The 20,849-nt window shown below is 62.7% G+C and carries 18 protein-coding genes; 8 read left to right on the plus strand and 10 right to left on the minus strand.

Translation table 11 applies throughout. From position 1 onward, the window contains the following. Positions 1 to 160 precede the first annotated feature (160 nt). Both E8A46_RS19065 and E8A46_RS19070 read left to right on the plus strand, forming a co-directional pair. Positions 161 to 574, plus strand: a complete 414-nt coding sequence (locus E8A46_RS19065) for a phage holin family protein (protein WP_291564329.1) — start codon at positions 161 to 163, stop codon at positions 572 to 574. Between the two features lie 129 nt (positions 575 to 703). Further along, positions 704 to 1,108 (plus strand): hypothetical protein, encoded by a 405-nt coding sequence (locus tag E8A46_RS19070; RefSeq protein ID WP_291564333.1) that lies wholly within the window; start codon positions 704 to 706, stop codon positions 1,106 to 1,108. 138 nt (positions 1,109 to 1,246) lie between these two features. Here the strand turns inward: E8A46_RS19070 and E8A46_RS19075 are convergent, their stop codons facing one another. Next, positions 1,247 to 3,940 (minus strand): GNAT family N-acetyltransferase, encoded by a 2,694-nt coding sequence (locus E8A46_RS19075; RefSeq protein ID WP_291564336.1) that lies wholly within the window; start codon positions 3,938 to 3,940, stop codon positions 1,247 to 1,249. 93 nt (positions 3,941 to 4,033) lie between these two features. Next, positions 4,034 to 4,876: a universal stress protein gene (locus E8A46_RS19080; RefSeq protein ID WP_291564339.1), complete on the minus strand. Its 843-nt coding sequence runs from the start codon at positions 4,874 to 4,876 to the stop codon at positions 4,034 to 4,036. A 172-nt stretch (positions 4,877 to 5,048) separates the two neighbouring features. Between E8A46_RS19080 and E8A46_RS19085 the strand changes: the two genes are divergently transcribed. The 3 genes from E8A46_RS19085 (at position 5,049) to E8A46_RS19095 (ending at position 8,605) form a co-directional block, all read left to right on the plus strand. Then, positions 5,049 to 6,032, plus strand: coding sequence for a zinc-dependent alcohol dehydrogenase family protein (locus tag E8A46_RS19085; protein WP_291564342.1), 984 nt, complete (start codon positions 5,049 to 5,051; stop codon positions 6,030 to 6,032). A gap of 13 nt (positions 6,033 to 6,045) precedes the next feature. Next, positions 6,046 to 7,599 carry a bifunctional aminoglycoside phosphotransferase/ATP-binding protein gene (locus E8A46_RS19090; protein ID WP_291564344.1) on the plus strand — a complete coding sequence of 518 codons (1,554 nt, stop codon included), beginning with the start codon at positions 6,046 to 6,048 and terminating at the stop codon, positions 7,597 to 7,599. A 163-nt stretch (positions 7,600 to 7,762) separates the two neighbouring features. Next, positions 7,763 to 8,605, plus strand: a complete 843-nt coding sequence (locus E8A46_RS19095) for a CHAD domain-containing protein (RefSeq protein ID WP_291564348.1) — start codon at positions 7,763 to 7,765, stop codon at positions 8,603 to 8,605. Positions 8,606 to 8,648: 43 nt separating this feature from the next. On the opposite strand, the gene E8A46_RS19100 is transcribed toward E8A46_RS19095, so the two are convergent. Next, the gene (locus E8A46_RS19100) at positions 8,649 to 10,499 is read right to left on the minus strand and encodes an alpha/beta fold hydrolase (protein ID WP_291564350.1); all 1,851 of its coding nucleotides are present in this window, start codon (positions 10,497 to 10,499) and stop codon (positions 8,649 to 8,651) included. 64 nt (positions 10,500 to 10,563) lie between these two features. Next, complete coding sequence (locus tag E8A46_RS19105; protein WP_291564353.1) at positions 10,564 to 10,932, minus strand: hypothetical protein; 369 nt, start codon at positions 10,930 to 10,932, stop codon at positions 10,564 to 10,566. A gap of 170 nt (positions 10,933 to 11,102) precedes the next feature. Here E8A46_RS19105 and E8A46_RS19110 point away from each other — a divergent pair, with 170 nt between their 5' ends. After that, the gene (locus tag E8A46_RS19110) at positions 11,103 to 11,834 is read left to right on the plus strand and encodes a CBS domain-containing protein (RefSeq protein WP_291564356.1); all 732 of its coding nucleotides are present in this window, start codon (positions 11,103 to 11,105) and stop codon (positions 11,832 to 11,834) included. Positions 11,835 to 11,871: 37 nt separating this feature from the next. Here E8A46_RS19110 and E8A46_RS19115 read toward each other — a convergent pair whose 3' ends face one another. The 4 genes from E8A46_RS19115 to E8A46_RS19130 form a co-directional block, all read right to left on the minus strand. Next, positions 11,872 to 12,330: a RidA family protein gene (locus E8A46_RS19115; RefSeq protein ID WP_291564360.1), complete on the minus strand. Its 459-nt coding sequence runs from the start codon at positions 12,328 to 12,330 to the stop codon at positions 11,872 to 11,874. 20 nt (positions 12,331 to 12,350) lie between these two features. After that, a complete protein-coding gene (locus E8A46_RS19120) occupies positions 12,351 to 14,054 on the minus strand; it encodes a benzoate-CoA ligase family protein (protein ID WP_291564363.1) in 1,704 nt (567 codons plus the stop codon). A gap of 243 nt (positions 14,055 to 14,297) precedes the next feature. Further along, the gene (locus E8A46_RS19125) at positions 14,298 to 15,113 is read right to left on the minus strand and encodes an alpha/beta hydrolase (RefSeq protein WP_291564366.1); all 816 of its coding nucleotides are present in this window, start codon (positions 15,111 to 15,113) and stop codon (positions 14,298 to 14,300) included. Positions 15,114 to 15,121: 8 nt separating this feature from the next. Continuing rightward, positions 15,122 to 15,613, minus strand: coding sequence for a MarR family transcriptional regulator (locus E8A46_RS19130; RefSeq protein ID WP_291564369.1), 492 nt, complete (start codon positions 15,611 to 15,613; stop codon positions 15,122 to 15,124). A 361-nt stretch (positions 15,614 to 15,974) separates the two neighbouring features. On the opposite strand from E8A46_RS19130, the gene E8A46_RS19135 reads away from it, so the two are divergent. Further along, entirely contained in the window at positions 15,975 to 17,150 is a 1,176-nt protein-coding gene (locus E8A46_RS19135; protein WP_291564372.1) for an ABC transporter substrate-binding protein, read from the plus strand. 84 nt (positions 17,151 to 17,234) lie between these two features. Next, entirely contained in the window at positions 17,235 to 17,690 is a 456-nt protein-coding gene (locus tag E8A46_RS19140; protein ID WP_291564375.1) for a cupin domain-containing protein, read from the plus strand. Positions 17,691 to 17,837: 147 nt separating this feature from the next. Here E8A46_RS19140 and E8A46_RS19145 read toward each other — a convergent pair whose 3' ends face one another. Both E8A46_RS19145 and E8A46_RS19150 read right to left on the minus strand, forming a co-directional pair. Continuing rightward, positions 17,838 to 19,088 carry a flavin-dependent oxidoreductase gene (locus tag E8A46_RS19145; RefSeq protein ID WP_291564377.1) on the minus strand — a complete coding sequence of 417 codons (1,251 nt, stop codon included), beginning with the start codon at positions 19,086 to 19,088 and terminating at the stop codon, positions 17,838 to 17,840. Positions 19,089 to 19,146: 58 nt separating this feature from the next. After that, the coding region (locus tag E8A46_RS19150) for a bifunctional salicylyl-CoA 5-hydroxylase/oxidoreductase (protein WP_291564380.1) at positions 19,147 to 20,849 on the minus strand (1,703 nt) is incomplete at its 5' end.

Here is a 20,849-nt window from a genome sequence, read left to right on the forward strand (position 1 = left end):
CTCGCGGACCAGATCAAGGCCGCGCTGGGCGATCTTGGCGAGACCCTGAGCGAACATGAAGACCATGTCGGAAACATCATCTCGGAGCGGCCGATCGCTGCGCTCGCCTCGGCCTTCGCGCTGGGCATCGTCGTCGGCTTCATGTTGAGGGGACACTGAAGTGAACACCGAGAACGTCTTCAAACATCTGCGTGTGCTCTGGCGCACCGATCGGATCATCGCCGATATCAGGATGCGGCATCTGCTTGTCGGCCTCGGCCTGAGGGCATTTGCCGCGCTGATCGCGGCTTTTGGTCTGTTGATGCTGGAGCTATCGGCCTATTTTGCGCTGGTGCAGATCTGGAGTGCGATCTCCGCCGCGGCCATTCTCGGCGCGCTCAACTTCGTGATCGCCGCGCTGCTGTTTGTAATCGCCGCGCGGCCGCCGGCCGGCCGCGAGCTCGAGCTCGCAACCGAAATCCACAGCGCCTCAGTCGATGCCCTGCAGATCGAGGCCCGCGCGCTGCAGTCGCATGTGTCCGGAATGATCCACCATCCGTTAAACGGAGTGCTTCCCTTGCTGATCATCCCCTGATCACGATCATCATCAAAAGCCTGAAGAAGCCGGCCGCCGCCGCAGCACCTGCCAAATCGACCGAGGCAGAGCAAAAATGACTGCGGCCACGACTTGGGCGGAAAGTTCTCGCAACATGGATTGATCGATATGCAAAGCACCCACCCCAAGCCGATCCTGAACACGTCTCTCCCGGCGCAGTTTCGCCAGATTCGCATTGAACTCGCCCGCGAGCCCGGCCATCCCGAGGGCGATGCAGCCTTCGCCTATGTCATCGTCGCGCCGCTCGATAACAATGACCGGATCGACGCGCGGCTGTGGCGCGCACATCGCGAGGCCTGCCGGATCGCGCGGTTACGACCCGATCAGGACGACGCCCTTGGCCAGCTCGTTCACCGCCCGGGCGGCGGCTGGACCTTCCACTACGACGCCGGCATGCCGGACGAGGTCGGAGTTCACTTCGCGGACGAACGTTTCGTATTGGGCGAATATGTTTCGATCAAAGAGGCCGACAAGACGCACACCTACCGTGTCGTGGTGGTATCGCATCTTTAGAGCATGTCATTCCGGGGCGGGAGCGAAGCGAACGAACCTCAGATGTGCAATTGCACATCGGGGAATCTCGGTGGATGAGGAAATAGCAAAACAACTTGGAGATTCCGGGTTCGCGTTGCGCGCGCCCCGGAATGAGGTTCAAAGCACAAGCTTCACATCGCAAATGCCGGGATCGACCGGATCGGTCTTGACCTGGAATCCGAGGCTGCGGCACATTTCCAGCATGACCGTGTTGTCCTGAAGCACGTCGCCCGAGATCATTTTGAGACCTTCGGACCCGGCATATTCAATGATCAGCTGCATCAGTGCCCAGCCGAGCCCCTTGCCCTTGAGATCGGATCGAAGCAGGATCGCGTATTCACCGCTCTCGTAGACCGAGTCCGAGTGGATCCGAACCACGCCGACCATCTCCTTGGTGGCTTCGTCGAAGGCGACAAAGGCCATCGCGCGGGCATAGTCGAGCTGGGTCAGCCGCGCGATGAATTCGTGGGTAAACTCCTTCATTGGCGCAAAGAAGCGGAGCCGCAGATCCTCGCTGGTGACGTGCTGCAACAGTAGATGGATCAAAGGTTCGTCCTCGGGACGAATCGGACGTACGAAGATCCGCCAGCCGTCCTTGACCTCGATATGCCGTTGCCATTGCGACGGATACGGCCGGACCGCGAAATTGGCCGGGCCCGAACCGCCGAACTTCCGCTCGACGCGCCCGACCGCGACCCGCGCATCGACCGCCAGGACGCCGTTCTCGTCGGCCAGCAGCGGATTGATGTCCAACTCGCGGATTTCGGGAATATCGGCCGCCATCTGCGCGATCTCGACCAGCACCATCGCCACGGCGTCCTGCTTGACCGCCGGCACGTCCCGGTAGCCACGCAGCAGCCGCGACACGCGGGTGCGCTCGATCAGGCTGCGCGCCAGTTGCAGATCGAGCGGCGGAAGCGCCAGCGCCCTGTCATTGATGATTTCGACCGCCGTGCCGCCGCGGCCGAACACGACGACGGTGCCAAAGGTCGGATCATCCGCGAGGCCGAGAATCAATTCGCGCGCCTTGGGCCGCACCACCATCGCCTGGACGATGACGCCGGAGATCCGCGCCTCCGGGCGAAGCGCTTTCGCCCGCGCGATGATGTCGGCCGTCGCCGCGCGCACCGCGTCGGGGGTTGTGAGATTGAGCACGACGCCGCCGACATCGGATTTGTGAACGATGTCCCGCGACATGATCTTGAGCACCACGGTCGCGCCTTGCGCGAACAGGGTAGATGCGTAAGCAACCGCTTGCTCGGCATCGGCGGCCGCGAACGTCGGCACCATCGCGATCTTGTAGGCCTCAAGCAGCCGCTTGATCTCGACCGGATCAAGCCACTGGCGGCCATCGGCGAGCGCTGCGGCAACGATTTTCCGGGCCGATTCGATATCGGGTACAAATTCGCTGGGCATGGCCGGCGGGACCTGCGCCAGTATCGTCACGACCTCGCGGTGCTGCACCAGATGCATGAAGCCGCGTACCGCATCGTCCTCGGTGGGGTAGTTCGGAATCCCGGCGTCGCTCAGCATGTCGGCGGTTTTATGGTCGGCGCCGACCCATACCGCGAGCACCGGCTTGGCAGAGCGGCGGTGCTGCTCACGGTACTTCTTGACTATGCCGGTCACGGTCGCGGCAATGGCGTCAGCCGGGGCGATCGCGGTCTGAACATTCATGACCAGGATCGCGTCGTTGCCCGGGTCGGCCAGCAAGACTTCGAGCACCGCCGCATACCGCGCCGCGTCGGCATCGCCAACGATATCGATGGGATTTGATCCGGACCATGTCGGCGGCAGGATCGCGTTGAGCTTTTCGCGGGTAGCCGGCGTGATCGGCGCCGGGATTCCTCCCAACTCGCAAAGCCGGTCGATCGCGAGAACGCCGATGCCGCCGCCGTTGGTCAGGATCGCGAGCCGCTTTCCCGGAGGTGACTCGACGCGCCCCAACGTCTCGGCACAGTCGAACAATTCGCGCAAATCCGACACCCGCAGGATCCCGGCGCGACGGAACGCGGCATCGTAAACCGCATCCGAACCGGCCAACGCGCCGGTGTGGGTCGCCGCCGCCTTTGCCCCCTGCGCCATGCGGCCGGATTTGACGACGACGACCGGCTTGATCCTGGCGGCGGCGCGCGCTGCCGACATGAACTTGCTGGCGTCCTTGATCGCTTCGACATAAAGCAGGATGGCGCGCGTCTTGCCGTCCAGCGCGAAGTAATCCAGCAGATCGGCGATATCGACGTCGAGCTGGTCGCCGATGGAAATGATTCCGGAGAAGCCCACCGCGCGCTGCGCGGCCCAATCGACCATGCCGGTGGCGATCGCACCCGACTGGGAGATCAGCGCCAGATTTCCCGCAACCGGCATATGCGCGGAGAAACTGGCGTTGAGATTTACGCCGGGCATAAGGATGCCGAGACAATTGGGCCCAATCAGCCTCATCCCATATTTGCGCGCGGCGCGTTCGGCAGCCTCCGCCGGCGAGCCCGTCCCATGGCCAAGCCCGGCCGGGATAATCACCGCGCCGGCGCTACCGAGCTTCCCCGCCTCCTCGATGAGGCCGGCGACCGTTGCCGGCGGTGTGGTGATCACCACGAGTTCAGGCACGAACGATAATCGGCTCAGGCTGCCGACCGTGGCAACGCCATCGACTTCGGCATAATGCGTATTCACCAGGCCAAATTCACCCTTGAATTTCGCGTCGCGAATGTTCCGGAGAACAGAGCCCCCGACGGAGCCCTGGCGCGGGCTTGCCCCGACCAGCGCAAGCGAGCGGGGCGCAAGCAGATTTTTCAGGCGATAGGTTGACATCAGTTGTTCTGGCCGGCCGGGTTTTTGAGGGGGTTAACGCGCTTGGCACACGTGCTTGTCGCCAAACCGTTCACACTTTAGCGGATGATTGCCTCAACGCGACATCAAGACCCAGCAAGGTGGCCGCCCGATGACGGTCTTGGTCGCGCCGCCCCACACGATTTCGTTCAGCCGGGAGTGGCGGTACGCCCCCATGATCAGAAGGTCGATTGCATTGGCCTTCACATAGGCCTCGAACACCTTTCCGACCGAGCTGCCATCTATTCTTATCGCTTCAAACGTCGCCTTGATGCCATGCTCTGCGAGATGGTTCACAAGAGCGGCCCCGGATTCCAGTTCCGCCGGCGTCTTGGCGTCGGTTGCCGTCACGATGCGCACTTCGGCGGCGTCCTGAAGCAGGGGTAGCGCATCGGCGACGGCTCGCGCGGCCGGCGCGGTATGATCCCACGCGATCATGACCCGATCGAATGCGACGGCCAACTCCGGTGCACGTTCCTCCGGACACATCAGAATCGGCCGGCCTGATTCAAATATCAGCCGTTCTGCGATCTGCTCCGATTGGCCACCATCCGATTTGACCGGAACCATCGACAAATCCGCGAGCCGCGCAGACTCCGCGAAATTCCCCGGAATATCCGCCGAACCCAGCCGGTTGAGCCGCTGTTCGTTGCGCACGCCAAAACGGTTTGCCGCGGCGTCGAACGCCTTCAGCAGACCGCGGGCGTCCGATACGCTGCGTATCGCGGCGGCCTCCGCCGCATTTTCCAGATCGGACGAGATCGTCACTTTCGGCCGGACCAAAATGTCCTCTTCGACCGCCATCGCGGTGACCCGGGCACCGAAATCGCCGGCCACCGCCATGCATTTATCGATTGCGGCAATCGCCGCCGCATTGGGTTCGCCGACCAGCGGCAAAAGGATATCCTTGATCGCCATGTGCGCTCTCCTTGGATGATAGTTAAGGAGCTGGGACGCGTTGCTTGTTGACCTGCATCAAGACCGCGAGAATTGATAGGTGATCCCGCGGTGTTCCATTTGATCGACGTCAAGAATTAGTCGGCCGGAGATCATATGTGATAAGTTACCGCCTATTTCGGGAGAAGCGTGCATGCGTGCGATGGTGTTACCGGCGCCGGGCGCGCCGCTGCAGATGCAGGAGCGCGCCGACCCCGTTCCCGGCGAAGGGCAAATTCGCGTCAAGGTAAGCGCATGCGGCGTATGCCGGACCGACCTTCATGTCGTCGATGCCGAGCTGCCCGACATCAAATATCCCGTGATCCCCGGCCACGAGATCGTCGGCCGCGTCGACCTGCTGGGCGGTAACGTCACCACCCACCGGGTCGGCGACCGCGTCGGAATCCCCTGGCTCGGATACACCTGCGGCGTCTGCCGCTTCTGCAAGGACGGCATGGAAAACCTTTGCGACCGTCCGCTGTTCACCGGCTATACGCGGGACGGCGGCTTCGCCACGCACACCATCGCCGACAGCCGCTATGCCTTCCCGCTCGGCGAAGACGGCGACGATGTTTCGATCGCGCCGTTGTTGTGCGCGGGCCTGATCGGCTGGCGGTCGCTGGTAATGGCGGGGGACGCCGCGCGGCTCGGTATCTACGGCTTCGGCGCGGCCGGGCATATCGTCGCCCAGATCGCCCGCTGGCAGGGCCGCTCGGTCTACGCCTTCACGCGATCCGGCGACGTCGCGGCGCAGGATTTCGCCCGTCGGTTGGGCGCCGTATGGGCCGGCGCGTCGGATCAACGGCCCGAGGTTCCGCTCGACGCGGCGATCATCTACGCCCCCGCCGGAGAATTGGTGCCGGCGGCGCTGCGCGCGGTGCGCAAGGGCGGGCGGGTGGTATGCGCGGGAATTCACATGAGCGATATTCCGAGCTTTCCGTACAATCTGCTCTGGGAAGAGCGGCAACTGGTATCGGTGGCCAATCTCACGCGCCAGGATGGGCTGGATTTCCTAAAAGTTGCGCCGCGCGCGGGAATCCGCACCCAAACGACGGCGTTCCCGCTGGCTGAAGCCAACGATGTCCTGAAAAAGCTGCGCACCGGACAACTACTCGGTGCAGCGGTCCTCAAACCCTGAGATCGACCGGCGCATGGCAACTTCAATCCCGGCCGAAACCGACACGCAGGAGCGCGTGTTCGCTTTTCTGACCGACCCCGCAAAGCATCCCGATGTCCATCGGATCGATACCCATGGGGCATCGGTTTTTCTCGAGGGGGCACGCGCCCTAAAGATCAAGCGCGCCGTGCGTTTCCCGTTTCTCGATTATTCGACACTCGAGAAGCGAAAGGCCGCCTGCGACGAAGAGATCAGGATCAACCGTCCCTTCGCGCCGCAAATCTATCACCGCGTCGTACCGATCACGCAAAATCACGACGGATCGCTTGAGATCGACGGGCCAGGTGCGCCGGTCGAATTCGCCATTGAAATGGCCCGCTTCGACGAACGTCGAACCCTCGATCATCTGGCCGAAGCCGGTCCGCTCGATCCGGCCCTCGTCGACGCCACTGCGGAAGCGATCGCAGCCTCGCACCGCAGCGCTCCGCTCGCAGCGGCGGAGCCATGGATCCATTCGATCCCTGGCATCATCGAGGGCAACAGCGCCGCGTTCCGGGAAGCGAATTGCTTTATGGCTGGAGCGATCGATGACCTCGAACACGCGTCCCATTCCGCATTTTCCCGCCTGCGCGGATTGCTGGAGCAGCGCGGTCGGCAGGGTTATGTGCGGCGTTGCCATGGCGACCTGCATCTGGCGAATATCGTGCTGATCGGGCAAGAGCCCGTGCTGTTCGATGCGATCGAGTTCGATCCCGTGATCGCGTCGATCGACGTGCTCTACGATCTTGCTTTCGCGATCATGGATTTCCTCCGCTACGACCGGCCGGCCGCCGCCAACGCCCTTCTCAACCGATATCTTGCGATCGCATCGCTCGACAATCTCGATGCGCTCGCGACCCTTCCCCTGTTTCTGTCGCTGCGATCGGCGATCCGCGCCCATGTGATGCTCGCCCGCATCGGTCGGAATTCTCGCGACACCGCAGGTATCATGCCGTCGGCGCGGGCCTATTTCGAGCTTGCCCAACGCACGATCCATCCCTCCGCACCGACGCTCGTCGCGGTCGGCGGGCTGTCCGGAACCGGAAAATCCGTGCTGGCGCGGGCGCTCGCCCCCGTTGTCCTGCCCCAGCCCGGCGCCGTCGTGCTGCGCACGGACGTGCTGCGGAAACAGCACTTCCAGATCGGGGAAACCGACCGGCTGCCGGAAAGTGCTTACCGGCCGCAGGTAACCGAGACGATCTACCAAACCCTCATGCGGCGCGCATCGCGAATTCTCGCCCAGGGCCATTCCGTGATCGTCGACGCGGTTTTTGCCGATGTGGCGGAGCGCAACGCGATCTGCGAACTGGCGCGCAAGCTGAATGTCCGGTTTTCCGGACTCTTCCTGGTGACGGACCTTGCGACCAGACAGCGACGGGTCGGTAGCCGCGACGCCGATGCCTCCGATGCCACGCCAGAGATTGCCGGATTTCAGGAGAAATATGACATCGGCCAAATGGATTGGGCGGTCGTGGACGCATCGGGAACGCCGGGCCAAACCCTGGAGCAATGCCTGCCTCGCTTCACCCGGCCCGTCCCCTCCTCCTGAACAAGCGGGCAGGCTTGCTGCACCGGCGGTTGCCAAGCAGGTTACGACGAGGCACGCTGATCCCATGGTGTTGCCGGTATCATCGAAACCATCAAGTGAGGCCACCGCCCGCGGCCGTCGAACGCAACCGCGGCGGCCTGCTCCGGCGTCGCTCACTGCCGTCATGCGGTGCGACACCGCGTTTCGGAGCGCCGCCGGCCGCTATCTCAGAGACTTGACCGCGCATCAAGAGGCGACATGCGGAGGTGATGCTCGCGCCTTGCATGAAATGCGCATCGCGTTGACGCGGTTGCGGACAATCATCGCCTTCTTCTCGCCCATGGTGGCCGGCCCGCAGCAGGCGCGGCTGGCGGACGAATTAAAGTGGCTGAACGCTCATCTCGGCGCGGTGCGGGATCTCGACGTCGCGATCGAACGGCTGAAAGCGATCAAACCGCGTCCGCAGGCCGCCTACCGATCATGGAGCCTGGAGCGCGCCGGGGCCCAGCGGCATCTGACGCGCGCCCTTCGCTCCGTCAAATATCAGCGGCTGATCAAGAGCATCTCGCTTTGGATCGAGAAAGGCTCCTGGTCGACGAAGACGGGGAGGCAGGCTGCCAACGAGCGCGCCTGCCCGGTCTCCGAATACGGCGCGCGCAAACTGATGCAGTGGTGGGAAAAGCTGATCAAGAAAAGCCGCAGGCTGCGCGAAATCGGCACCAAGAAGCGGCATCGGGTGCGTTTGTTGAACAAAAGGCTCAACTATGCCATCGAAGCCGTCGCGGACCTGGTTTCAGAGAGCGAGATTTCGAGGTTGCAGGCAACGTTGAAGTTGCTGCGCAAGGCGCAGAGGTCTCTCGGGCAATTGAACGACGATGCGCGGTGCCAGTCGCTCGCGGCCACGCTGGGACAAGGCGGCGCCGGGGTGTTCCGAATATTTCTCGGTCCCGGGCACGAAAAACGCCTGATACGTACGGCGGCGGCGACCTATCAAAAGCTCGCCGAGTTGAAGCCGTTCCGGATCTAGTCGCGATCGGCTCTGATCAGGGCATGCTTCGCTTGAAAACGCTTCAGTGATGGACGTAGTCGCCGGGTGCATCGGGCAGACTGTGGCCGTCGCCCGGCCCAACGCCCATCTTCGGCGGTTCGCAGGGCTCGCCGGATTTCGCGGTCAGCCATCGCGTCCATTCCGGCCACCACGAGCCCTCCACAAGCGGCGTCGCTTTTAGCCATTCATCAGGACCGATATAGGGGCCATCCTCTTTCTTGGTGCCCACCTGATAGCTGTGCCCCGCCTCGCCGGGCGGCGCCACCACGCCCGCATTGTGGCCTCCGCTGGTCAGGAGGTAGGTCACGTCGGCGTCGACCTGATAGTTAATCTTGTAGGTGGACTTCCAGGGCGCCACATGGTCGCGGACGGTGCCTACCACGAACATCGGCGCATGGATATCCGATAGCGCAATCGGCTTGCCTTCGACGAGATGGCGGCCCTCGGCGAGATCGTTGTGCAGAAATAGCTTGCGCAAATATTCCGAATGCATCCGGTATGGCAGGCGCGTGGCGTCGGCGTTCCAGGCCATCAGGTCGCTGGGCGGCGCCCGTTCTCCCATCAGATAGTCATGCGCAACCCGGGACCAGATCAGGTCGTTCGAGCGCAGCAACTGGAAGGCCCCCGCCATTTGCGGGGTTTCGAGCATGCCGCGCTCCCACATCATGTCCTCGAGAAATGCGACTTGGCTTTCATTGATAAACAAGGTCAGCTCGCCCGCTTCCGTGAAATCGGTTTGCGCCGCGAGCAAGGTTATCGTCTTAAACGGGCCGTTCCGTCCCATTTTCGCAGCCGCGATCGACAGCAGTGTCCCGCCCAGGCAATAGCCGAGCGCATGGATCTGACGACCGGGCATGATATCCCCGATCGACGCGGCCGCGGCTTCCACGCCAAGCGTGCGATAGTCGTCAAAGCTGATATCGCGGTCAGCGGCGTCTGGATTGCGCCAGGAGATCATGAACACGGTGAAGCCCTGATCGGTCAGGAACTTCACCAGCGAATTATGCGGCGACAAATCGAGAATGTAGTATTTCATGATCCAGGCCGGCACGATCAGGATCGGCTCCGGATGCACCTTGCCGGTCGACGGATAATACTGGATCAGCTCGATGAGCTTGTTGCGGTACACGACCTTGCCGCGCGAAATTGCCACGGTTTTGCCGACCACGAACGCGTTGTCGCCCTGCGGCTTGCCGGTGGAGACCAATTGCAGATCGTTGAGCCAGTTCTGCCAGCCAAGGACAAAATTCTCGCCGCCGCTCTGCAGCGCCTTCTGCAGCACCTGTGGATTGGTGGCGGCAAAGTTGGACGGCGCGAACATGTCGAGCAACTGCCGCACCGAGAACTCGACGATCGCCTCGTTTTGCGGCGCCACGCCACGCACCCCTGTGGTCGCCTTGTGCCACCACTGCTCGCTCAGCAGAAAGGCCTGGGCAAACAGATTGAACGGCGGGGTTTCCCATTCCGGCTTGGCAAAGCGCCGGTCCTGCGGCGCCGGCTTGATCTGCGACCATGGTCCCTGACCGGGCGAAAAAAAGTGTGAGGCGGATTCAAAGAACTGCCGCGTACTGCTCAGCGCATCCTGGGTGATCTCGATTCGCCGCTGCGGGGCCGCAGCCAGATGTGAGGCCCAATCAATATAGGCAAGCGACAAGGCGACCGGCGAAACGCCGCCGGTCAGGTTCGCCAGCATGGCGTGGAACGCGCGGTCGGCCGGATAGGGCTCAGGCTGCTGCGGCTTCGTGTCGGGTTCCGGCCCGGCGCCAGACTCGCCTGGCGCCATGGTGCGGTGGTCTTCACCGTAACCTGCGGCATGGGCGGGACACGGCAACCGCGGCGCTTCAGCCTTTGGCAGGCTCGATATCGATGCCATGGAATCAGCCTCTTTCACATCGGGCGAACAAGTGGACCGCAAATCCATGACAGCCCGAAGACGATCAGGCTTGCGGTTGGTTGGCCAGCAGCTTCGACGTAGTCTCAAGCATCCGCTCGCCATGCTTGAAAAGCCGCTCACTGTCACGGCGGATGAAGTCGATCTGGTGCTGGGCGCATTCCTGGCCCATTGTTTTCAGATCCTTGACAGAATGCGATGCGGCCATTTTCGAGATGAATTCGGACAACAGGTGCGTCTCGGTTCGCGCCCGCTCCAGCATCTCATTGCTGGCGAACATCATTTCCTCGAACATCACCTTTTGCGCGCCCGTCATGAAATCCAGCGTATTCTTGTTCGCTTTGGTAAATCGTGCCGCGGCATCGGCTGCCAAAGGCTCAATAACAGGGCTAATAAGCTCAGAGAGTTCTGGCATGACGACCTCCTCTTTTGCGGTTAAAAACCAGTATACCACTGCATTCCCGGACTGACATTGAGCTGCATCAACCCGGCCGCGTAGTGCCTTTGACCTGTGTCAAATCGCGCCGGAGCAGCTGGCTTAATCTGCAAAGCATCGGTTCAATTCCAAGCCTTCGGAGAGTTCCCATGCGCGCCCATCAGATCATGACCCGGCCGGTCCTATCAGTCACGCCAGACACCACGATCGTTGAGGCCGCCAACACCATGCTGCAGAAGCACGTCAGCGGGCTTCCGGTGGTCGATGCCGCGGGCAAGCTCGTCGGCATTATCTCGGAGGGTGATTTCATTCGGCGCAGTGAAATCGGCACCCAGCGCAAGCGCGGCCAGTTTCTGAAATTCATTCTGGGTCCGGGCAAGGAGGCAACCGATTTCGTTCGCGAGCACGGCCGCAAGGTCGCCGAGATCATGACGACGGAACCTCTCCTCACCATCGACGAAGAGACCACACTTGAAGAGATCGTGGCGCTGATGGAAAAGAACAATGTCAAGCGTCTGCCGGTGATGAGCGGCGACAAGGTCGTCGGCATCGTGACGCGCGCCAACCTGTTGCAGGCCGTAGCCAGCCTCGCCCGCGACTTCCCCGATCCGACCGCCGACGACGATCACATTCGCAACCGCGTGATCGATACCCTCGCGAAGCAGGATTGGTGTCCGTTCGGCCTCAGCGTCGTCGTGCGCGACGGAATTGTCCATCTCAGCGGCGTCATCACCGAGGAACGCTCACGGAAGGCCGCCATCGTCGCCGCGGAGAATGTGACCGGGGTGAAGAAAGTTCACGATCATCTGTGCTGGGTCGACACGATGTCCGGAATGTATCTGAACTCTCCGGAAGACGATGGCTACGCCAAGGCGAGCTGACCGAAACCTCCTGCCCGTGCCGGCGGCGCGTGTCGCTTCAGCGTGGCACGACCGCGGTGGCCTCGATCTCGACCCTTGCGGTCTTTTCAACCAGACGCACGACCTGGACCAGCGCCATGGCGGGATAATGCGTGCCGAAGATTTCGCGGTAGACTTGGCCAAGCATCTTCAGGCTGGCCAGATATTCCTCGATATCGACGACGTACCAGGTCAGGCGAACGAGGTGTTCGGGTCGCGCACCGCCTTCGGCGAGAATGGCTGAAATGTTGCTCAGGGTTTGACGGACCTGCCCGACAAAATCCGCTGGCAAATGGCCCTGATGATCCCAGCCGATTACGCCACCCGTCACCACCAGACGGCCCTCGGCCGTCATGCCATTGGCGTATCCCCTGGGCGCCGGCCAGCCGCTGGGTTGCAGGATCCGCGGGTCTTCGGGCGAAGTCTCGTCCTTCGTCTTCGGCAGGACAGCCAGAGTGGGCCCTTTGGGCATGCTCACCGACAGTTCTCCTTCACACTTCATTCGGCGGCCATGCCCGTCGAAGCAGCACCGGCCTGCGCCATCTGCCGCAACGCAAATCGTTTCAGCTTGCCGGTTTCGGTCTTCGGCAGTTGGGTGACGAACTCGATAGCACGCGGATATTTGTAGGGCGCGATCTCGCGCTTGACGAAGTCCTGCAATTCGCTCGCCAGCGCGGTGTCGGCGCTGATGCCGGAAACCAGAACAACGTAGGCCTTGACGATCATGCCGCGCGCCTCGTCGGGCGCGCCGACCACGCCGCATTCGGCGACAGCGGCATGCGTCAGCAACGCCGCCTCGATCTCGGGACCCGCGATGTTGTAGCCGGAAGAGATGATCATGTCGTCCGATCGCGCCACGAAACAGAAGCGGCCCTTCTCGTCGCGGAGGAACGAATCGCCGGTCAGATTCCAGCCATCGCGCACATAGTTCGACTGCCGCGAATCCGCGAGATAGCGGCACCCGGTCGGGCCGCGAACCGCAAGTTTGCCCACGGCGCCCGGTGGCAATTCGTTCATGTCATCGTCGACGATCTTTGCCTCGTAACCGGAAACCGGGCGCCCCGTCGTTCCGGCGGCGGCATCGCCCACCCGGTTGGTAATGAAGATGTGCAGCATTTCCGTGCTGCCGATCCCGTCGAGGATCGTCTTGCCGGTCTTGCGGGTCCAGCTTTCGAAAACCGGCGCGGGCAAGGTTTCGCCGGCCGAAACCGCAAGACGCAATGATGACAGATCAGCGCCGTTGTCCATGGCAGTCATCATCGCCCGGTACGCGGTCGGCGAGGTAAAGCAAATCGTGGCCTTGTAGGTTTCAATGATCTTGACCATCTCGCTGGGGGAAGCGTTTTCCAGCAGCGTCGCGGTGGCGCCGAAGCGCAACGGAAAGATCGCGAGACCACCGAGCCCAAATGTAAAGGCAAGCGGCGGTGACCCGACGAAGACATCGTCCGGCGTGACGTCGAGGACCTCCCTGGCATAGCCATCGGCGATGATCAGGAGATCGCGGTGAAAATGCATGGTCGCCTTTGGTTCGCCCGTAGTGCCGGAGGTAAATCCCAGCAACGCGACATCGTCCCGGCCGGTCTTGACCGCGTCGAACCGCACCGGCTTGCCCAGCGCCACCCGATCGAGCTCGGCATCATGGTTTGACGTCCCGTCAAAATTCACGACCTGCTTGAGAAACCGGCTGGTCTTCGCGCAGGCGACCAGTTCGTCGGCGATGCGGCTGTCCGTCAGCGCGAGGGCGATTTCGGCCTTGTCGATGATCTTGGCCAGTTCGCCGGCACGCAGCATCGGCATGGTATTGACGACGACGGCACCTGCCTTGGTTGCCGCAAGCCATGCAGCGACCAGGGCCGGATTGTTGCCCGAGCGTATCAGAACGCGATGGCCGGGCTTGACGCCGTAATTCTCCACCAAGGCGTGCGCGAGGCGGTTCGACCAGTCCGCCAGCTCCTTGTAGGTACGCTGGCGGCCGTTGCCGATCAGCGCGACACGATCGCCGAACCCTTTCTCCACGATCCGGTCGGTCAGCTCGACCGCGGCGTTGAGGTATTCGGGATATTGGAACTCCGGCCGGTCGAGAAGCAGGACCGGCCATTGATCGAACGGCGGCAGATTGCGCCGCGTAAAATCGTCAACATGACCCGATGGGCCAAGGGCTGGGCCAAGTATTGGACCACTGGTTTGAACTGTACCTGACATATCCACGCCCCTTGCTTTCGGCATGAAAGGCTTGAGACCAAGTTCGAGGACGCCCGGCAGCGCTTTATTCCTAAACATTTTATACTTAAAGCAATTGGGCGCAAGGGCCCAGATCCGCCCGATCCAACACTTTTTTAATTCCATAGCGTTTTCAAGCGAAGTGGATACCGGTTCGCGCTAGGAAAACGCGTCAAAACAAAAGACTAGAGCGTCGGTTCTGATCTAATCAGAGCCGATCTTGCTCTACCGCCCCGCCAATTGCTTCAGGCGCAACACGACAGGCGAATGCGCCTCGGCGAGCGGGGCGATCGCCGTGAAGTGGTTGGCGCCGGGAACCGTGCCGAACCGGGTCGCGACGCCGGCCTTTGCCCAGAGATCGACGATGGTTCGGCTCTGCCGGAAAAACTCGGCGCTTTCGTTCTCGCCCACCACCGCATCGAGACTGCCGTGCGCCGGCGCCTGCCAGAACAACGGGCTCGCGGCCCTGGCGGCTTCCTGGTCGAGACCCATCGCCTTGTTGATCGAAGTATTAATCAGCGGTCTAAGATCGAACAGCCCGGAAATCGCGTAAGCGGCAATCACAGGGCTTGCCGGCAGCGAGGCATCGAATGCCGGCCAATCGGTCGCCAGCAGGCAGGCCGCCAGATGCCCGCCGGCGGAATGGCCGCTGATGACCAGAGGCTGCCCGAGCCGCGCCAGTTCACGCGACGCCATCCGCATCTCGCCTATGATCTGGTCGATCGTCACATCGGGACAGAGATCATAGCTTGGAATGGCGACGCCGATGCCGTGAGCGTTCAGCCCGCGGGCGAGATGGCTGAAGGAGGAGCCATCCAGCGCCTGCCAGTAACCACCGTGGATGAAGACGACGATCGGGCCCTTGTCGTCGCCGGGAAAATAATCAATGACATGACGGGCGCCCGGACCATAGGAAATCGAGCGCGGGGGGTGTTGCGCGCGATAGGCCGCCGCATCCCTCGCCCAGCCCGCGATCAGCGCGGGGTTTTCCGGAACCCGCGCCCGGTTGTTGTATTCGGCCTCGTAATCGATGCCGGTCACGACGATCCTCAGGTCCTTTTTTGCGCGGATTTCTGCGCGGAGGCCTTGGTCCTGGCCAACAGCCGCATCAATTCGCGGACATCCTTCGGCGAAAGGTCCGAAAACAGATCGGCGATCCAGGTCTCGTGCTCGGCGGCCATCTTGCGAAACTCGGCGCGGCCGGCTTTCGTCAGCCGTATCACCTGGACCCGCCGGTCGGTGTCCGATGTTCGCCGGTCCAGATGGCCGGATTCGACCAGGCGCTCGACGAGGCCCGTGACATTGCCGTTGCTGACCATCATCCGCTTCGAGACATCGGACAGCGTCATGCCGTCAGGAACCTTGTCGAGCTGGGCCATCAGGTCGAAGCGCGGCAGCGTCACATCAAACCGCTCACGCAGCCGGCTGCGGACCTCGCCCTCGATCAGGGTCGTGCAGGTCAAAAGGCGAAGCCACAACCGAAGTTCGTTGCCGTGATCTTCCGGAAGTTCGACGGCCTTGGTCTCGGAATCAAGGATCATGATGCAATCATACCTGCCTGGCGTCCCCGCGACCGCACCTCGACCGGCATCGCGATTTTTGCCCCGGCCGGGCTTTCGACCCGTTATTTTGACCTTCAAATAATTCGGGGCTTGCCGCAAGTCAAAACGCCGCCGGCATGTTTTGATGGGTCCTGCTCGAATTTCTTTAGGGTTCAAACAATTGGCGCGCCGTTTGCATGTTCGGTTTGCATGTTCAATGTCGCCTTGGCTTGATGGGCTGAAGTTCGTGGCCGCCTTGCTTGCCGCGAGCACCGTCATCAGAATAAGCTGCCGTCCCGAAGGGTACGGATCGTGTTGGCGTGGATTTTCGGCCGCAACGCGGCCGATCAGGAGAGAAGTCATGAAAGAGCAGTTGAAGTTGGCTGGCCTTGCGGCCCTGTTCGGCATCCTTGCCAATGCGGCGGTCGCGCAGGAGAAGCTCAAGATCGGCGTGATCGTGACATTGTCGGGTCCGGCGGCGGCGCTCGGCCAGCAGGTCCGCGACGGCTTCACGCTCGCGATCAAGGACCTCGGCGGCAAGATGGCCGGCCGGGATGTGGAAGTCGTGGCGGCCGATGACGAACTCAAACCGGACAGCGCCGTCACAAAAGTCAAAGGCCTGCTCGAGCGCGACAAGGTCGATTTTGTCGTCGGGCCGATCTTCTCCAACATCCTTCAGGCGATCCACAAGCCGGTGACGGACAACAAGACCTTCCTGATCAGCCCGAATGCCGGCCCGTCGAGCTATGCCGGCAAGAACTGCAGCCCGTTTTTCTATGTGACCTCCTACCAGAACGACCAGGTCCACGAGATCCTCGGCAAGGTAGCGCAGGATCGCGGCTACAAGCGCGTCTACGTCATGGTCCCGAACTACCAGGCCGGCAAGGATTCCGCCGCCGGATTCAAGCTCGACTACAAGGGCGAGATCGTCGAGGAGAGCTACGTGCCGCTGGGCACGCTGGACTTCCAGGTCGAACTCTCCAAGATCGCGTCGCAGAAGCCCGACGCCGTGTTCACCTTCATGCCGGGGGGCATGGGTGTCAGCCTCGTGAAGCAATTCAGGCAGGCCGGCCTTGCCGATCAGATTCCGGTGCTTTCGGCGTTCACCGTCGATGAATCGACGCTGCCGGCGCAGCAGGATGCGGCGGTTGGCATGTTCGGCGGCGCGGACTGGGCGCCCAATCTCGACAATCCGCAGAGCAAGAAATTCGTCGCCGCCTATGAAGCTGCCTACAACAGCGTGCCCGGTACCTATGCCATGCAGGGCTATGACGCGGCGATGCTGATCGACAGCGCGGTCAAGGCGGTCAAGGGTGACCTCAGCAACAAGGAAGCAGTATCGGCCGCGTTGAAGAAGGCCGACTTCACCTCGCTGCGCGGCGGCTTCAAATTCAACGTCAACGGATATCCGATCCAGGATTTCTATTTGACCAAGGTCGCCAAGCGCGCCGACGGCAAATTCCAGACCGAGATCGTGCAGAAGGTGTTCGAGAATTACGGTGACCGTTACGCCAAGGATTGCGTACCGGGCAACTGAACCACCCAAAGCGTTTTCGAGCGACGCGGATACGCCCTCGCACGAAGAAAACGCGTCCAGACGACGAAAGGGAGAAGACAGCCGATGACAAGCGAGATAACCGGCATCACCCGGGCCAATGAGGGCATGCAGGGGATTTCCTGGAACATCCTCGGCCAGACCTATGTGCCGAAGAACCGCACCGACCATTGCTTTTCGTGGCACGCGACGCTGCCGCCCGGCACCTTCGTGCCGCCGCATATCCATCCCGACCAGGACGAGTATCTCTATATGCTGGAAGGCAAGCTCGACTTCTTCCTCGCAGGCTCTGAGGCCCAGGCGACGCCGGGCGACCTGATCCGGCTGGGCATGGGCGTTCCCCACGGCATCTTCAACAAGTCCGACCAGACCGCGAAAGTCCTGTTCTGGGTATCGCCGACGCAAAAGCTGTACGACCTGTTCTGGGCCCTTCACAACATGAAGGAGCAGAAGCCGGAGGATGTCGTGGCGATAGCCGCGGAATACAACATCCACTTCCTGCCGCCGCCTCCGGGGGCGTGAGGGAGATGGTGGCAAAAGCACCCTCCGGATGCCCGCATGGTGAGGAGGCGCTCTTGCGCCGTCTCGACCACGAAGCCCCGATGCCGCCATCCTTCGAGACGCGCGCAAGGGCGCGCTCCTCAGGATGAGGTCGGTGCAAGCCGCCCGTTACGCCCTTACCGCCGCCAGCCCCGGCACGGCCGCAAAGCCGGCTTTGTGGGCATAGCCGCGCACGATGGCTTCGCGCTGGCTGTAGCTCAGGACCTTGTCGATATCGGCAAAACCGTCGGGGGCGAGCTGCTCGACCGCGTCGATCACGCCTTCCGGGCCGCCGCGCCGGTTGGAGCGCACGATCTCCGCCGTCATCGGCAGCCGCTTCTGCTCATAGGCCATCAGCGCCTGGCGCGGATGCTCGGAGCGCGCCAGCAAATCCGCCAGGCAACGCGCGTCGAGAATGGCCTGCGAGGCGCCGTTCGAACCCACCGGATACATCGGATGGGCGGCGTCGCCGAGCAGCGTGACGCGGCCGCTCGACCAATAGGGCAAGGGATCGCGGTCGCAGGTCGGATATTCGTAGAATTCGGGTGTCGCCGAGATCAGGTTCGGCACGTCGACATGCGGCACCGAGAACCGCGCGACATGGGGCATCAGCTCCTCGCGCCTGCCCGGCCGCGACCAGTCCTCGCGGCGCGGCGGCGGCGAATTGCCGTCACCGATTTTCACCAGCACCGCCCAGTTGGTGAGACGGTTGGCAGGGCTCGAGCCTTCCGCGATCGGATAGACCACGACCTTGGCATTGAGACCGCCGGCCACGATCATCGAGCGGCCGGTCAGAAATACCGGCCAGTCGCGCGCGCCGCGCCAGAGCATCAGCCCGTTCCAGCAGGGCGGTCCTTCGTTCGGAAACAGCGTCTCGCGCACCCGCGAATGAATGCCGTCGGCGCCGATCAGGATATCGCCGCGCACGGTCTTGATGTGGCTGCCGGTGCGATCGAAGAAATAGGCGGTGACCCCGCCTTCGTCCTGGGTAAAAGCCCCGAGCCTGCAGCCGGTGTGGATGGCATCCGGTCCCAACCGCTCCTCGACGGCTTGATGGATCACGCTTTGCAGCCGTCCGCGATGGATCGAGAATTGCGGCACGTCGTGGCCGGCCTCGACGCCGCGGACGTCACGCCAGACTTCCTGGCCGTGGCGGTTGAGATAATAGAGCACATCGGTGCGGATCGCGACGTCGTCGAGCTTTTGCAACAATCCCAGACCAGCCAGTTCGCGGATCGCGTGCGGCAGCGTATTGATGCCGACGCCAAGCTCGCGGATCGTATCGGCCTGCTCGAACAATTCGCAACCGATGCCGCGGGCGCGCAGCATCAGCGCCGTGGTAAGGCCCCCAATACCGCCACCGACGATAATCGCCTTCATCGCTCTACTCCACTCATACCCAGACAGCTTGCGACGACCCGTAACGTCGCATGGCGCCTCACTCGGCCGCAAGCGGCTTTGTGGCCTCCGCCTTGAGCTCGGCCCGGGTCTTCGGCTTAGCCTTAATTTTCAGGTCCCCGAAATCCTGCCGGTCGCGGACGCTGTTGCGGAAAATCTGTTCCTTGCCGGGCAGATATTGCGGCGGGCAGAACACCGCCTCGGCGCCATACCAGGCCGCGGCCTTCAGCGTAAACGCCGGATCAACCAGATGTGGGCGCCCGAGCGCCACCAGATCGGCCCGGCCGGCGGCGAGGATGGTATTGACCTGATCTGACGTCGTGATGTTGCCGACGCACATGGTCGCGACCCGGGCCTCGTTGCGGACCTGGTCGGAGAACGGCGTCTGGAACATGCGGCCGTATATCGGCTGGGCATCGCGCACGGTCTGTCCGGTCGAGACATCCACGAGATCGACGCCGGCCTCGGCGAAGGCCCGCGCTATTTCCACCGCGTCCTCGCCGGTGATGCCGCCATCGGCCCAGTCGGTGGCGGAGATGCGCACCGACATCGGCTTGTGGGCCGGCCACGCCGCCCGCAACGCCGCGAAGATTTCCAGGGGATAGCGCAGCCGGCCCTCAAGCGAGCCGCCATAGGCGTCGGTGCGCTGGTTGGTCAGCGGCGAGATGAAGCTTGCCAGCAGATAGCCATGGGCGCAGTGCAGCTCCAGCATGTCGAAGCCGCAGGCTTCGCCCCGCTCGGCAGCGGCTGCGAACTCGGCCTTGACCGCGTCCATCGCGGTGCGGTCCATCTCGCGCGGCACCTGGCTGTCGGGGAAATAGGGGATCGGCGATGCCGAGATGACGTCCCAGCCGCCCTCTTCCAGCGGTCGGTCCATGCCGTCCCACATCAGGCGGGTGGCGCCCTTGCGGCCGGCATGGCCGAGCTGCAGGCAGATCTTCGCCGCGGAATTGGCATGGACGAAATCGACGATGCGCCGCCAGGCGGCTTCCTGCTCGTCGTTCCAGAGGCCCGCACAGCCGGGCGTGATGCGCGCGTCGCGCCCGACACAGGTCATCTCGGTGAAGATCAGACCGGCGCCGCCGAGCGCGCGCGACCCGTAATGCACCAAATGGAAATCGCCGGGCACGCCCTCCTTCGCCGAATACATGCACATCGGCGACACCACCGCTCGGTTTGCAAGCGTCATCTCGCGCAGCCGCATCGGCTGGAACATCGGCGCCACCGGCCGCTCGACATCGACGTCGAAACCCCTGGCACGAACCTGTCGGGCGAACGCCTTGTCGACCTCACTGACAAAATCCGGCGCGCGCAGCGTGAGATTATCGTAAGTGATCGCCTTGGCCCGGGTCATGACGCCGAAGGCGAACTGCACGGGATCGAAATCCCAGAACCGATCGACGTGCTCGAACCAGACCAGCGACACGTCGGCGGCGTGCTGGGTCTTCTCGACTTCCTCGCGGCGTCCCAGCTCGTATTCCTGCAAGGCGGCTTCGACCGTCGGCGCCCGCTGCATGGCGTCCGCCAACGCGATCGCGTCTTCCATCGCCAGCTTGGTGCCGGAGCCGATCGAGAAATGCGCGGTCGCCTTGGCATCGCCGAGCAGCACCATGTTGTCCTTGACCCAGCGTTTGCTGCGGATCATCGGAAAATTCCGCCACATCGAGCGGTTGGTCAGGAGCGGGTGGCCCTCGAGGAACCAGCCGAAGATCCCGGCCATTCGATCGGCCGACTGCTTTTCGC

Origin of the sequence: Bradyrhizobium sp., assembly GCF_004799445.1 — a bacterium.
Classification (GTDB): domain Bacteria; phylum Pseudomonadota; class Alphaproteobacteria; order Rhizobiales; family Xanthobacteraceae; genus Bradyrhizobium.